16 protein-coding genes are annotated in these 13,230 nt (G+C 54.4%); 3 read left to right on the top strand and 13 right to left on the bottom strand.

Annotated features, from left to right (window positions below; genetic code table 11):
- Positions 1-34: 34 nt before the first annotated feature.
- Positions 35-640 carry a DedA family protein gene (locus tag MHFGQ_RS01505; RefSeq protein ID WP_245907704.1) on the top strand — a complete coding sequence of 202 codons (606 nt, stop codon included), beginning with the start codon at positions 35-37 and terminating at the stop codon, positions 638-640.
- On the opposite strand, the gene MHFGQ_RS01500 is transcribed toward MHFGQ_RS01505, so the two are convergent.
- From MHFGQ_RS01500 to MHFGQ_RS01475, 6 genes are all read right to left on the bottom strand, one after another.
- Complete coding sequence (locus tag MHFGQ_RS01500; protein ID WP_106004094.1) at positions 625-1,875, bottom strand: S-layer homology domain-containing protein; 1,251 nt, start codon at positions 1,873-1,875, stop codon at positions 625-627. The genes MHFGQ_RS01505 and MHFGQ_RS01500 overlap by 16 nt on opposite strands.
- A 106-nt stretch (positions 1,876-1,981) precedes the next feature.
- On the bottom strand, positions 1,982-2,260 hold the full coding sequence (pspAA, locus tag MHFGQ_RS01495; RefSeq protein ID WP_106004095.1) for a PspA-associated protein PspAA: 279 nt from the start codon (positions 2,258-2,260) through the stop codon (positions 1,982-1,984).
- The gene (locus MHFGQ_RS01490) at positions 2,257-2,958 is read right to left on the bottom strand and encodes a PspA/IM30 family protein (RefSeq protein ID WP_106004096.1); all 702 of its coding nucleotides are present in this window, start codon (positions 2,956-2,958) and stop codon (positions 2,257-2,259) included. Before MHFGQ_RS01490 ends, pspAA begins: the two co-directional genes overlap by 4 nt.
- A 16-nt stretch (positions 2,959-2,974) precedes the next feature.
- Positions 2,975-3,547, bottom strand: a complete 573-nt coding sequence (pspAB, locus tag MHFGQ_RS01485; protein ID WP_106004097.1) for a PspA-associated protein PspAB — start codon at positions 3,545-3,547, stop codon at positions 2,975-2,977.
- Positions 3,544-4,440 carry a zinc metalloprotease HtpX gene (htpX, locus tag MHFGQ_RS01480; RefSeq protein ID WP_106004098.1) on the bottom strand — a complete coding sequence of 299 codons (897 nt, stop codon included), beginning with the start codon at positions 4,438-4,440 and terminating at the stop codon, positions 3,544-3,546. Before htpX ends, pspAB begins: the two co-directional genes overlap by 4 nt.
- 20 nt (positions 4,441-4,460) lie before the next feature.
- Positions 4,461-4,697, bottom strand: coding sequence for an SHOCT domain-containing protein (locus tag MHFGQ_RS01475; protein ID WP_106004099.1), 237 nt, complete (start codon positions 4,695-4,697; stop codon positions 4,461-4,463).
- A gap of 222 nt (positions 4,698-4,919) precedes the next feature.
- Here MHFGQ_RS01475 and MHFGQ_RS01470 point away from each other — a divergent pair, with 222 nt between their 5' ends.
- Both MHFGQ_RS01470 and MHFGQ_RS01465 read left to right on the top strand, forming a co-directional pair.
- Positions 4,920-5,162 (top strand): DUF1540 domain-containing protein, encoded by a 243-nt coding sequence (locus MHFGQ_RS01470; protein WP_106004100.1) that lies wholly within the window; start codon positions 4,920-4,922, stop codon positions 5,160-5,162.
- Positions 5,163-5,530: 368 nt separating this feature from the next.
- Positions 5,531-6,469: a S66 peptidase family protein gene (locus tag MHFGQ_RS01465; RefSeq protein ID WP_211292822.1), complete on the top strand. Its 939-nt coding sequence runs from the start codon at positions 5,531-5,533 to the stop codon at positions 6,467-6,469.
- Here the strand turns inward: MHFGQ_RS01465 and MHFGQ_RS01460 are convergent.
- The 7 genes from MHFGQ_RS01460 to MHFGQ_RS01430 all read right to left on the bottom strand — a co-directional run bounded on the left by MHFGQ_RS01460 (position 6,466) and on the right by MHFGQ_RS01430 (position 13,221).
- Positions 6,466-7,716 (bottom strand): adenosylhomocysteinase, encoded by a 1,251-nt coding sequence (locus MHFGQ_RS01460; protein WP_106004101.1) that lies wholly within the window; start codon positions 7,714-7,716, stop codon positions 6,466-6,468. The two genes, MHFGQ_RS01465 and MHFGQ_RS01460, sit on opposite strands and share 4 nt — an antisense overlap.
- 15 nt (positions 7,717-7,731) lie before the next feature.
- Positions 7,732-8,514, bottom strand: a complete 783-nt coding sequence (gene mtnP / locus MHFGQ_RS01455; RefSeq protein WP_106004102.1) for an S-methyl-5'-thioadenosine phosphorylase — start codon at positions 8,512-8,514, stop codon at positions 7,732-7,734.
- A 116-nt stretch (positions 8,515-8,630) separates the two neighbouring features.
- A complete protein-coding gene (locus MHFGQ_RS01450) occupies positions 8,631-8,807 on the bottom strand; it encodes a hypothetical protein (protein WP_170066091.1) in 177 nt (58 codons plus the stop codon).
- A 32-nt stretch (positions 8,808-8,839) separates the two neighbouring features.
- On the bottom strand, positions 8,840-9,907 hold the full coding sequence (gene mtnA, locus MHFGQ_RS01445; RefSeq protein WP_106004103.1) for an S-methyl-5-thioribose-1-phosphate isomerase: 1,068 nt from the start codon (positions 9,905-9,907) through the stop codon (positions 8,840-8,842).
- A 16-nt stretch (positions 9,908-9,923) separates the two neighbouring features.
- Positions 9,924-11,498: a thiamine-phosphate synthase family protein gene (locus MHFGQ_RS01440; RefSeq protein ID WP_106004104.1), complete on the bottom strand. Its 1,575-nt coding sequence runs from the start codon at positions 11,496-11,498 to the stop codon at positions 9,924-9,926.
- Between the two features lie 144 nt (positions 11,499-11,642).
- A complete protein-coding gene (locus MHFGQ_RS01435) occupies positions 11,643-12,599 on the bottom strand; it encodes a copper amine oxidase N-terminal domain-containing protein (RefSeq protein WP_106004105.1) in 957 nt (318 codons plus the stop codon).
- A 121-nt stretch (positions 12,600-12,720) separates the two neighbouring features.
- Positions 12,721-13,221, bottom strand: a complete 501-nt coding sequence (locus MHFGQ_RS01430; protein WP_106004106.1) for a hypothetical protein — start codon at positions 13,219-13,221, stop codon at positions 12,721-12,723.
- Between the last annotated feature and the right edge of the window lie 9 nt (positions 13,222-13,230).

Genomic DNA, 13,230 nt, shown 5'->3' with positions numbered 1-13,230 from the left:
TTAACGACGGCCGAATAAGGAGGAGAAAACGGTTTTGGAAAGTATTTTGGCGCCAATTTTCCGCATTATAACGGATTTCATCGTTTCCCTCGGTTATGCAGGTCTGGCCATCGGGATGGCCATTGAAAGTGCCTGTGTGCCTCTACCCAGCGAGGTCATCTTGCCCTTTGGCGGTTACCTGGTAAGCACCGGGCAGCTCACCTTCTGGGGCGCCGTCTTTGCCGGCACCATCGGCGGTACCATCGGTTCCATTATCGCTTACTATATAGGTCTTAGGGGCGGTCGCCCATTTTTAAGAAAGTATGGACGCTACATCTTTTTCTCTGAAAAAGAATTCGCCGCCGCCGAAAGATGGTTTCAGCGCTACGGCGAAGCAACTGTTTTTTTTACGAGACTCCTGCCAGTCATCCGTACTTTTATTTCCCTACCCGCCGGTATAGCCGCCATGCCCTTCGGCCGTTTTGTCGTTTATACCTTCCTGGGGTCCCTTCCCTGGTCCATCCTCTTAGTCTACATAGGAAGACAGCTAGGAGCCAACTGGAATACCCTGGGTCCCCTCTTCCACCGTTTTGATGGGGTGGTAGTTGCCGGCCTGATCCTTTTATTATTCCTTTACTGGCGGCGTCACCGGAAACGGTAAACGTCGACCTGATAGTAGAGTTCCATGGCCGCCACCGGCGCCGGTTGTCCCGGATTGGGTGGGTTAAAGGCCATGATAAGGTTAACCCCGCTTTTGACAGGTAAATAGGTCCGAGGTTTAAGGTAGATTACACCCCAGTAGGAAAGGGACCGGATGGGCTGCGGCGGTTGGTTAAAGTAGGCGCCCAGTCCTTCACCGGGAAAGAACGGCACTGGGGACGTCCCCGGCCAGGACGGCGAATACGTACGTGTATAAAAGCTTATACCTAAAACCTCCTGATCGGCGATTCTACTTGTCCCAAGGAAACGGTAGCGTAAATAAGGAAAGAGACCTGCCGGAAGACCGAGGTTTTGCTGCTGGCGCATCACATAGGTTACATCGGGGGCCCGGTTTAACTTCTCCCATTCCCCGCTCTGGCCGGGATTTTCGGCAATGCGCCGGTAAAGACTGCCGTTTTCGGCAAACTGCTCAAGGTGCAAAGTCTTGCCGCCTTCTAATTTAAAATCAACGGCCTGATATACCTGTCCCGGCAGGACGACCTCGCTTACTACTTCGCCCGTCACCGCCTGGCGATCGATTTCTTCAGTAAAGGGCAAACCGGGGCGGCTTTTAAGGTGAAGGCCTATTTTGCCCCTGGTAGCAATCTTCTGCTGTGCCGCCAGGGCCTGGCGGCATTTTTCTACTAGATCCTTAGCACGGGCATCAGAGCTGAAAACCTCCGCCAGCCATTTGGCAGCCGCCGCCGGTGTTAATACGGCCATGGGGTCCCCTGGAGGCAAAAGGCCGTGGCGCTGTAAAAAGGCATACTGGTTGAAACCGTAAGGTATATCTTTTTGGGGAGGTAATTCATCGTTAGGCGCATTTATTTCATTAGGTAGCCCCAGGGCCCTGGCCGTCATGATTGCCGCCTCCAGATTTGTTATTTCTTGTTCGGGTCGCAACTGGCCGTAGGGGTAACCTTGAATATATCCTTCCCGCCAGAGGGCCTGTAGCGCCCGGGCATACCAGCTGTCTGCCGGAACATCCGCCGGCAGCACAGGATCGTCGCCTTCACTTTTTATTCTAGCCGCAGCCGCCAGCATGACGGCAAAGCCTCCCCTCGTCAGCAACGCCCCTGTTGCCTCCTGGGGCGGCAACAGGGATAAAAGAGCCCCCTCGGATGGGCCAGCCCAGGCCGTATTCCACGGCAGGAGCATAAAAAACATAATCAACCCGGCTAAACTCGCCCTGCGCATAATCTCCCCTCCAGTTTCTTAATTATCAGCTTCTATTTTACCATATTTTTCCTTATACGGGTATATAAAAACAGGTATCGTATTGATACCTGCCTTTTTTCTTATCTTAAAGGAGATTTCGCGGATATTCGCTGAAAAGTTTACAGGCCTCTTCAAAGGTAGTGTCCGGGGCAGGAAGTATGAGATCCGATTCCACCAGTTCGGTATCGGGAAGGCGGCTGCCCCGTCCCCGGATTAAGGCCAGCACCTCCCGGAATTGCTCCTCGTATCCTTTTCTATCGCCCGCCGCCAGGGCATCCAGCATTTTGTCATCGAGGCGGTCCAGCTCTCCCAGGGCTTCACCTTCAAGGCGGTACTGCCCCTCGGTTAAAATGCGAATAATCAACCTTTACCCACCTCTTTCTTCAGCCGCTCCAGCTCCGCCTGCACCTGGGTGGCGGCCCCGGCCTGGCGCAGCTCCCGCTCAAGGGGATCGGCCGGCTCCAGGGCGTCTTCCAGAATACCGGAGTTTACCAGCTCATCAATGGCGGCCGCCCGCGCCCGCATTTGCTCCGTCTTTTCTTCGGCCCGCTGGATGGCCAGGGATACGTCGGCCAGTTCTTCTGAAAGGCCGGTGGCCGCCTCGCCGATTTTGACCTGGGCCTGGGCCGCCGAATACTGGGCCTTGAGTATTTCTTTCTTGGTCCGGAAGGCCTCCACCTTGGCCTGGAGCTTGGCCTCTACGGCTGCGAGTTTTGCCTGTTCTGTCTCCAACCCTTTAATCTGCTCTTCCAGCCCATCCAGTTGCTGTTGAATGGCGGCCTTGCGTTCCAGGGCGGTAACGGCTAAATCCTCCCGCCCCAGCTCCAGGGCCTTACGGGCCTGGTCTTCCAACTTCTTCTGGCTGTCCTTAAGCTTTATGACCTGGAGCTCCAGACGTTTTTTAGAGGCGACGACGTCGGCAAGATTACGTTTAACGCTTTGAAGCATTTCCAGCTGGCGTTTATAGGAATACTCCAATGTTTCCTGGGGATTTTCTACTTGATCGAGTATTTTGCTCATCTTGGCTTTAAATATTGTCGACATACGCGAGAGAAGTCCCATAAATACAAGGCTCCTTTCATACCGGGCAGCCCCACAGGGGATACCACCGGGCAATGTCCTTTTCCCAGGGAAGTTCCTTTTCCATCAAAGCCGCCAGGCGTATTTCACCGGCGTTGTCCCTTTTCTTATTACTTTCATCAAGGGGGATAAAGGGATAAAAGGCCCCGCGTTTATAGTTAAAAATCAAATATAAAGTCTTCCCCTTGTTATACAACTTGAACACCGCCGCCAGCAGGCGGTCGCCAGCGCCTTGATCACTTAAGTTCCGGCCGGCCATATGAACCAGGGATACTAAATCTTCCCATTCATCATCGCTGAAAATAAACCATTGATAGCCGTATTCATCCTTCGGCGTCTCCAGACGTCCCCGCATTTCCTTAGCCGCCAGGGCGACAAGCTGTTCCGTCTCTTCCGCGGCGGCTGCGTACAGACTGTCTTCTCCCGGTCGTAAAACTATACCTGCGCGCCCGGCCGGCTGCCACCCCAGTTCGCCTTCCAGGGTAACTACGGCCGTACTTAAGGTAAAAAGGGGTTCTGTCTTGGCAGGCGGTACCCTGGTACGCCCCAGGAGGGCGTCCCAGAATTTCACCGCCAGCCCTCCATTTCCCGTTCCAGCCTGCGCAGGTAGGCCAGACGGCGTTCCAGGGAAGGATGGGTGGAAAAAAGCTCCATAATGCTGTTACCGCTTAAAGCTGGGATGATAAAGAAGGCGTTGAAGGCTTCCGCCTGGCGCAAGTCCCGTTCGGGGACACGGGCCATGGTATTGCTGATCTTTATCAGGGCCGAAGCCAGCTGGCCCGGGGCGCCGGTTAGGATGGCTGCACCCCGATCGGCGGCAAACTCGCGGTAGCGGGACAGGGCGCGAATGAGGAAATAACTCAACACCCACACCACTAAAGATACCAGATAAACCAGCATGGTGTTGTTGCGCTCGTCCCGGTCGCGGCCGGCAAAGGCGCCGCCCCAATAAAAGAAGTTCTGGACGATGAAAGAAGCAACGGTGGCAAAAAAGCTGGCCAGGGTCAGGACCGTCATATCCCGGTTTTTAATATGACTCAATTCATGCCCCAGAACCGCTTCCAGTTCAGGGGGATCAAGGCGTGCCAAAATCCCCGTCGTCACCGCCACCACGGCGTTGGCCGGGTTGCGGCCGGTAGCAAAGGCGTTGGGCATGGGCGTATCGACAATGGCCACCCTGGGTTTAGGTAAGTCGGCCAGAGCGGCCAGCCTCTCCACCATGGCGTGGAGCTCGGGGGCCTCAGCGGGCGATACCTCCCGGGCGCCCATGGACCAGAGAACCATGCGATCGGAAAAGTAATACTGGACGGCGAGCATTATACCGACGAAAATGATAATACCTGTATAGCTAACACCAGCCTGCCATAAGACTACCAAGAAAAATAGATATACGGCGGCAAGTAAAAACATCGTTAAAAACATTCGTGCAGTTAAACCGGCATCACTGCCGATTTGGCGTCGCATAGATACCCTCCCCCTAAATTTCACTCCAACAATTCCTGCCGCATACTGCGGTATTCGTCGGTGGTGATTTCACCCCTTGCATAACGTTCCTTCAATATCGCCAGGGGATCGGGATGAAGCGCCGGTTGCTGAACGGCGCGGCGGTTTATAAGGCTTACCAGGCCGTAAACCGCCAGGACTAGGATGCTAATTAAAAGCACCCACCACATCAGCATCCAGAAGCCCATCCCCCAGTTGCCATAAAATCCCCACATCATTTATAATAGCCCCCTCTGTTAATTTTAGCAAGTTAGGGTTGGGTTGTTTAAGTTGATCTTATTTACCGGTTTCAACTTTGTCAAGGAACTTCACCAAAACTTCAAAATTAGTATATACCGGTGGCTTGTAAATTATATCTACCACCCTTAAGCGAGTATAAAGGGCTCCCATCAAGGAGACAGTATTTAAAAACAAACTCTATTTTTGCGGAGGTGTTTTTAATGCCGCGCATTACCTGCAGCGTTAACAACTGCCACTATTGGTCCAGCGGTAACGTCTGTGATGCTTCCCAGATTTTGATTACTTCTGACGCCATGAGCCATTCCCAGCCCCAGAACGTCGACGCCCCCATGGCCGGCAGCATTTCGGCCACACCCGTTAAATCTTCCGCCGAAACCTGCTGCAAGACTTTCGTTGCTAAAGGCTCTGCGGAAAAAAACGCCGACGGTATTACCCGTAAATAATCGTTTGTGTATAAAGTAGCATTAACGGCAGGAAACCACCTGCCGTTTTTATTTGCCTTCAAGCATATATTATGAACAGAGACACTCATGCCACTTGATAGCGGCACCAACAGAAGAATGAAAATAACTGGCTGCCATTTGTTTGGAGCGAGCGACTTGGACCGAGCGGTTGAACAGCCGTGGCGAAGCCGAGGAGCGAGGGCGGGGCCGAGGACAGGAGGTCCGAGGCCGGCCTTTGAGGCAAGGATGCCGAATAGGCCGGGAAACCACGCCCGAGCCTGAGGCTGAGCCTTAGGCTGATCCGCGAGGGCCTGGGAGCGAGCGAAAACAATGCCAGCCTGGAGAGAAGTATAAAAGGAGGCTAATCTTTGGGCGCAATCATAAAACCTGCCGCCTTACGCCTGGGAGACTTAGTGGCCATCATTGCCCCGGCCAGCCCCCTCCCGGAACAAAGTTACCTGGCCCGGGGGACAGACTTGCTGCTCAACCATGGCTTTAAAGTGCGCACCGGCCGCTACATCGGCGAAGCAAACGGTTATCTGGCCGGAAGCGACGGCCGGCGCTTGGCCGATTTACATGAAATGTTTATTAATCCCGAGGTAAAGGCCGTTTTCTGCCTGCGTGGCGGTTACGGGGCCCTGCGCCTCCTGGGGGGCCTTGATTTAGAACTTATTCGTCGCCACCCTAAAATCTTTGTCGGCTACAGCGATATTACCGCGTTGCATCTGGTGTTCAACCAAATCGGCCTGGTGACCTTTCACGGGCCCATGCTCTATCCCGAGCTGGGCGGTAAAAACCTGTCACCTTATACCCTGCAGTGCCTCTTGCGCGCCCTGATGGTGCCTGCCCCCCTGGGCAGCATCCCTCCGGCTCCGGGATTGCCCCCGGCGGTAACCATTTTCCCCGGGAGGGCCGAGGGAGTGGTCGTCGGGGGCAACCTTTCCCTGGTGACGGCTACCCTGGGTACGCCCTTTGAAATCAACACCCAGGGAAAAATCCTCTTCCTCGAAGAAGTAGATGAGCCCCCTTACCGCCTCGACCGCCTGCTGACACAGCTCAAACTTGCCGGCAAGCTGGAGGCGGCAGGGGGTATTGTCCTGGGAAGCTTTACCTATGGCACTTCCTACTTCTATCCGGAAGCCCTGGAAGTCATCAGGGATAATCTGGCGCCCTTGGGACGTCCCTGTTTTTACGGGCTGCCCGCAGGCCATCTTTTCGCTCAGGCCACCCTGCCCCTGGGCATCCGCGCCCATTTGGATGCGACGGCCTGTACCCTGACCTACCTTGAGACGGCACTTATGCCCTAATCGTGGCGCCAGCTTGCCAGGTAGCGCTGTTGCTCCGGCGTAAGCTCGTCTATCTCTACACCCAGGGCTTTTAAACGCAGGGAAGCTACTTTAAGGTCGATTTCCCTGGTCACAGGCAGGACTTTGGGCGGCAGCTGACCGGCATTGTTGATTAGATATTCCAGGGACAGGGCCTGCAGGGCAAAGGAAAGGTCCATTATCTCCGCCGGATGGCCGTCGGCGGCCGCTATGTTGACCAGGCGCCCCTCGGCCAAAAGGTACAGGCGCCGGCCGTCTTTCAAGACAAATTCTTCAATATTGCGCCGCGCCGGACGGTGGCTCTGGGCCATGGCCATGAGATCATTTTTGTTGATTTCGACATCGAAATGGCCGGCGTTGGCCAGTATCGCCCCGTCTTTCATCACGGTGAAATGTTCGGCGCGGATAACGTTGGTGCAGCCCGTGACCGTTACAAAAAAGTCACCCAATTTGGCCGCCTCGATCATCGGCATGACCTGGAAACCGTCCATAAGGGCTTCATTGGCGGCTATGGGGTCGACCTCGGTAACGATCACCCGCGCCCCCAGGCCTTTAGCCCGCATGGCCACGCCTTTACCGCACCAGCCGTAACCCGCCACTACCACCGTTTTGCCGCAGACCGTCAAATTGGTGGTCCGCATGATGCCGTCCCAGGTAGATTGACCGGTACCGTAACGGTTGTCAAAAAGGTGTTTGCAGGCGCCGTTGTTGACGGCGACCATGGGGAAGGCCAGGGTTCCTTCGGCTTCCATGGCTTTAAGACGCAAAATACCGGTGGTCGTCTCCTCGGCGCCGCCGATAATATCCGGCAGAAGCTCTCTGCGGTCGGTGTGCAGGAGGTGGACCAGATCACCGCCGTCGTCGATGACTAGTTCCGGCCTGGTATCCAAAACTTTATTCAGAAAGGTATTATATTCTTCAGCCGTACAGCCGTGATGGGCATAAACGGCTACCCCTTGTTCGGCCAGCCCGGCGCAGACGTCGTCCTGGGTGGATAAAGGATTAGAACCGCATATGGCGACTTCCGCCCCGCCCGCTTTGAGGACCAGGGCGAGGTAGGCCGTTTTCGCTTCCAGGTGCAGGCAGATGCCCACACGCATCCCGGCGAAGGGCCGCCGCTCGCTAAAATCGCGGCGGATCTCATTTAGGATCGGCATGTGTTTTTGAACCCACTCGATTTTTAACAGGCCCTCAGGGGCCAGGGCCGGTTCCCGGATCATTGCCTTCATTTTTTACGCCTCCAGTTAGACTTCAATTTTACCGCCCGTAAGGTTGCAGGAACATTTTCTTTCCCGGGGTATCCTCGGAATGGTCGTCATAATGAGTTGCCGTAAGTTTTTACCGTTCTGCTCCATAATCTCCAGCACCTCGGCATGGCTCAAAGGTTTGGTGGAGATCCCGGCCGCCATATTGGTTACCATGGCAATGAGGCCATAGCAAAGGCCCACTTCATGGGCGAGAATCACTTCGGGTACGTTGGTCATACCCACCAGATCGCCGCCCAGTTGCCGGATCATGCGAATCTCTGCCGGAGTTTCAAAACGGGGTCCTTCGGTACATGCATAAACCCCACCATCATGGGCTTTGATCCCTAGCTCGGCGGCCGTTTCAATAAGAAGCCGCCGCAGTTCGGGGCAGTAAGGAGTGGTAAAATCGGTATGTACCACCCCGGCCTCCCCGCCTTCAAAAAAGGTATACGTGCGCGTCTTGGTAAAGTCCAGAAAATCATTGACAATGACGAAGTCTCCCGGCCTGTAGGCCGGATTCGTAGAACCTACTGCGGCCGTGGCCAGAACGCGTTCTATTCCCAGCATTTTCAAGGCCCAGATGTTGGCCCGGTAATTCACCCGGTGGGGAGGCACGGTGTGTTTCGCGCCGTGGCGGGGCATAAAGCCTATTTCTTCACCATGATAAGTACCGACCTTTAGCACGGCCGAACCGTAAGGCGTTTCAACCCTTTCCTCCCTGATATCCTCTAAAATCCCCGGATGGTAAACCCCGGAACCGCCGATAATAGCTATCCGCACCCAATAAACAGCTCCTTCCCTTAAAGTATCGGTCCATTATTTAACAATTTTATCATAGCCGCTTTAAATATATAAGGGGCCGCCTGCCGCGGGTACGGCATACAGCCCCTTTGGTGTTACAATTTCTTGATGGAGCCGGTCTTTAAATCGTGGAGGAATTTTTCCCTTTCGGCGGCTATACCTTCCCTTGACCGCATGATATCGCGGACGAACTGCTCGCGTTTTTGCTCTTCTTCCTCAGCCTTATCTTCCGCCAGCCGCCGTTTTGCATCAATTTCCCTTTCTTTATCCATCAACCCGGCCTCCTTTAATTTAGTTTTTTATATTATGCACCGTTAAAATTTATGCCCTGCAGCACCCGCGGGATGTTTTCCTGGTAAGGAGGTCTGATAATACCTTTTTCGGTAATAATTGCCGTAACGTAGCGGTTGGGGGTTACATCAAAGGCCGGGTTAAACACGTCGATACCTGCGGGGGCTATGGGCTTTAAGCCGAAATGGGTTACCTCCGCCGCGTCCCTTTCTTCAATGGGAATCTCTTCGCCGCTTTTTAAACTTAAATCAAAGGTAGAAGCAGGCGCCGCCACATAAAAGGGGAGGCAATGTTCCTTTGCCAGTACCGCCAGCCCGTAGGTACCGATTTTATTGGCCACGTCGCCGTTGGCGGCAATGCGGTCGGCACCGACGATGACCGCCTGCACCAGCCCCTTGCTCATGACGGCGGCGGCCATATTGTCGGTAATGAGGGTGACGGGAATGCCGGCCTGATGCAGTTCCCAGGCCGTAAGCCTAGCCCCCTGGAGCAGAGGCCGCGTCTCATCGGCAAAAACTTTAAGGAGCTTGCCGCGGGAAGCCAGGTAATATACTGGCGCCAGGGCCGTACCGTAACGGGCGGTAGCCAGGGTGCCGGCATTGCAGTGGGTGAGGACGGCCTCCAGTTCCTCAAGGAGGGGCGCGCCGTTGTGGCCTATAGCCCTGCACGTTGCTTCATCTTCGTCGCGAATGGTCAATGCTTCCCTTAACACTATTTCCTTTAAGGCCGCAACGTTATCGGTAGGGGCATCGGCTACGGCCGCCTCAACCCGCCGCAGGGCCCAGAAAAGGTTGACCGCCGTCGGTCGGGAGGTGGTCAGATAATTGGCCGCCTTCTTCAACTCGCTTTCAAATTCTGCCCTGCTTGCCGCCCGGCTGTCCCTAACGGCCAGGTACAGGCCAAAGGCGGCGGCGATGCCGATGGCCGGCGCCCCCCGCACCTTCAGCCGTTTTATGGCGTCCCACATTTCCTCAACCGTGCGGGGCCTTATAACAACCAGCTCCCCGGGCAGGCGGGTCTGGTCGATGAGCTCTACCTGACCGTTATGCCAGCGGATGGGTGAAAGGGGTTCGTAGGGCAATAAAATCACCACGCTTTTATATTTTCGCCGCCAGTGCTTTTACTTTTGTCACTATTTCCCCAGGGTTCTTTCCTAAAATTAATATCAAGCGCTCCAGATTGAGGCGATCCGGGATGGCAATGACGTCCGGCAGTTCCGGCAATCCGGCCAGGGTCCGGCGCAGATCGCGGTAAAAGTCGTCATCTTCCTGGCGATAACCTTCCGGTACGGGCATACTGGCTACTTTGAGCCCCAAAGTGTTACAGGCTTCAAGGATGGAGGGGCTGTAGCGCAGGTTGATTACCGAGCGGGCGGCGGGGAAGAACTCGCGCACCAAGAGGATGGTGCCGCCCATATGCCGGGAGCAGCCCATTTCCGGCTCGCCCAAAGCGACGACCTGTCCTTTGAAACGGAGGAGGCGTCCCGGTATGGCGGCGACGTCCTTTAAATCACGGGCTTCCGGCAGGCAGTAGGCCAGGTTGGCGCCGATTTCCGGTATTAAAGGGGCAATGTTGGCCGCCTTAAGTTCCCTGACGGCCTCTCCCAGTTCCCGGCATAGGGCCAGTTCGGCTGCCGTGCGGTTATCGTTCTTTAAAGCCAGGGCGTTAAAGAATACTTCCCAAAAACGATCCACCGGCGGTGGTACAAGCTCGACCTGCCGGCCGTCATTTTCTACCCAATAGCGCCCTTCTTCCCGGGCCAGCACTTTACCGATAACGGCCCCTTCCAGGCCAGCTTCATTTAAAGCGGCCAGCAGGGCAGCTGTTTTTTGGGGGTCACATGTTAGCACCAGAGTGCCTTCACTGATAATTTCATAGGGATTTAAGTCGAAGTGGGCGCACACTTGCCTTACGTCTTCCGGAACCGGCACCAGGGAGCGTTCAATTTTTAACCCTACGCCCGAGGCTTCGGCCACCTCCCACAGGCCCCTGGCCAGGCCGCCCTCGGTGGCGTCATGCATGGCGTGGACCCCGCCGATTGCCGTCGCTATTCCGGCTTCGGCCACTACCGACATTTCCCGCAGGCGCTTTTTGGCGCGTTCCACCAGTTTCCGATCTATTCCTGCTGCCAGCAGTTTCTCTTCCAGCTCGCAGGCGATGAGGGCCGCAGCTTCTATGGCTGCTCCTTTGGTGATGACTACGTCGTCGCCGACGCGGGCTCCGGCCGGAGTGACGAACCCTTTGCCCAGGCCCCAGACAGTTATGCCGCCTATGGTTGGAACATTAACGGCGCTGTAAAACCCTGTATGGCCGCCGACGACAGTAATTCCCAGCTCCGCCGCATAAAGGCTGATGCTTTTTACCAGCTCGGCTATGTAGTTTTCCGGTGTACCGGGGGGCAAAAGCAGGGAATAAGTCATAAACTGGGGCTTAACGCCCATCACCGCTACATCGCTGGCGCCGATATGAACGGTTATCCAGCCAAAATCATCGGGCGACATGGTCGGTCCGGGAAAAATTGGATCTTCGGCAATGACCAGAAAATCTTCTCCTACTTTAAGGACGGCTGCATCTACACCCATTTGTGGTCCTATCACCAATTGAGGGGCTTTTGCCCCTGTGTGGGGTAAAATAGCCTTACGGAAAAAATCATCATTAACTTTTCCGATCATGTACCGGTCCTCCCATAAACGGGTGTGATTTACAGACAATATACCACATACAAAGAAAAAAATTAAGCCCGTTTGACGGTCCGTTTGATAATGATAATAAAACGACCCCGCCGCAACGGGGTCGAAATAGATTTAGGCACCAATTTATGTCGTCTGCACTGCTACCAGGTTGCTGCCGCCGTAGTAATCCACCCTAGCGTTGAAGCCTTCGGCAACAAACCTTAAGGGAACAAGGGTGCGTCCGTCTACTACTTTAGCCGGAACATCCAGGTAAACCGTCACCCCGTCTACCTGGGCCTGATTGCTCCCAATTACAAGACGGATGGTAATACCCTTATTGGTTATCGTAACAGTGCCATTATCATAATTTACATCGGCCCCCATCCCCTGCGCCAGGAAGCGCACCGGGATCAGAACCCTGCCTCCTTCTATCCGGGGAGGAACGTCAAACTGTAGAGCTTTACCTTTAAGAAAAACCTTAAATTGATAATCGCCCTCAGCCGCACAGGCTGCATCTAGTTGCTCATACGCCTCTTTATCATCGGATGCGGCCGCGACGACCTCTTCCAGGAGTGCCCTTGCTTTTTTAAATTTGTTCGCCTTAAGGTACATTATTCCCAAGTGTTTCTTGACCTGAGCCTGGGTAAGGTTATCAAGGCTGGTGTCGGTGGCAACGGCTTTTTCCAGCTCCTCGGCCACCGCAGCAATTTCGTCGGTATCCTTCCAGGTATCGAGCTGGGATTTTGCTTCATAAACCGCTTCGGCCACACTCTTCCCTTCCAGAATGGCCGTTAAAGCAGCCCTGGCCACCGGATTTTTGACATGAAGCAGGGCATTCTCTACACCCCTGTATACGTCTTGAGCCACGCTTTTCCCCTTCTGTACCTTCATATGCTCTTCGTTACGTATTTTTTCACCAGTTCCTTCCTGGTTGTCGCCGGTGTCTTGCGTATCCTCGTTGTCCTGCCCCGCTGCTATCCTTAAACCGTAGGACCAGGCCTTCCCTTTTTCTCCCCCCGCACCGGCCCAGGCGGGCAGGGCAAAGGATAACAATAGTACCAGACAGGTCAGTAAGGCTAAGAACCTTTTACCCCTTCGCATATAAATCCTCCTTTTCCCTTTATTTTATTAGTTTCACCATATCTTTCGTTGCGGTGTCTGTTTTTCGGGGGGTCTTACAAAAATAAAACCCCCGGCAACGGGGGCTTGTTAATCCTATTCATTAAGTTTCGTTCGGCGTACGGTTAAGACCGCGTAAATTATCCAGCATTCCCGCCGCATATAGGTAAGCCATGATTACCAGGTGTATACCCAGGGAGAGAATAAAAGTCAGGGGTAAGTTCCAGTGGCGATAAAACAGCATGCCGTTAGCCCTTAAAAGCAAGTGCAACAAGGTGGCCCCCAAGGGGAAGGCCAAAAGGATGAGCAGCAACGGCATGATGTTTTTGTATTGAGCCAGGAGATGGCTGAAGACGATTATCAGCGGAAACCAGCTTGCCGCCAGGAATAGAGGTATACCCCCAACATTTATTAAATCCACACGGCGGAAGGCCCAAAAGCCGAAGTAATTTTGCATAAGATATATAACCAGAAAAGCCAGGGCCAACCCGCCCACCAGACCTACCAGGGCCAATTCCTTAACCCTTTCCCAGGGAACCACTAAAAGCATTAGAATCAGCCCGGCCAAAAAAACGATGGGACCTGCCAATCCTGCTAAGACCATCTTCCAATC

Source organism: Moorella humiferrea (assembly GCF_039233145.1).
In the GTDB taxonomy this organism is placed as follows: Bacteria; Bacillota; DSM-521; order Neomoorellales; family Neomoorellaceae; genus Neomoorella; species Neomoorella humiferrea.
Note: the sequence above shows the minus strand (reverse complement) of the source record. Positions and strands in the feature narration are given on the sequence as shown.

Excerpts from the sequence above, each read along its gene's own strand:
- MHFGQ_RS01500 (WP_106004094.1), bottom strand. The coding sequence starts at position 1,875 with ATGCGCAGGGCGAGTTTAGCCGGGTTGATTATGTTTTTTATGCTCCTG.
- MHFGQ_RS01490 (WP_106004096.1), bottom strand. The coding sequence starts at position 2,958 with ATGGGACTTCTCTCGCGTATGTCGACAATATTTAAAGCCAAGATGAGC.
- htpX (WP_106004098.1), bottom strand. The coding sequence starts at position 4,440 with ATGCGACGCCAAATCGGCAGTGATGCCGGTTTAACTGCACGAATGTTT.
- MHFGQ_RS01475 (WP_106004099.1), bottom strand. The coding sequence starts at position 4,697 with ATGATGTGGGGATTTTATGGCAACTGGGGGATGGGCTTCTGGATGCTG.
- MHFGQ_RS01470 (WP_106004100.1), top strand. The coding sequence starts at position 4,920 with ATGCCGCGCATTACCTGCAGCGTTAACAACTGCCACTATTGGTCCAGC.
- MHFGQ_RS01460 (WP_106004101.1), bottom strand. The coding sequence starts at position 7,716 with ATGAAGGCAATGATCCGGGAACCGGCCCTGGCCCCTGAGGGCCTGTTA.
- MHFGQ_RS01450 (WP_170066091.1), bottom strand. The coding sequence starts at position 8,807 with ATGGATAAAGAAAGGGAAATTGATGCAAAACGGCGGCTGGCGGAAGAT.
- MHFGQ_RS01440 (WP_106004104.1), bottom strand. The coding sequence starts at position 11,498 with ATGATCGGAAAAGTTAATGATGATTTTTTCCGTAAGGCTATTTTACCC.
- MHFGQ_RS01435 (WP_106004105.1), bottom strand. The coding sequence starts at position 12,599 with ATGCGAAGGGGTAAAAGGTTCTTAGCCTTACTGACCTGTCTGGTACTA.
- MHFGQ_RS01430 (WP_106004106.1), bottom strand. The coding sequence starts at position 13,221 with ATGGTCTTAGCAGGATTGGCAGGTCCCATCGTTTTTTTGGCCGGGCTG.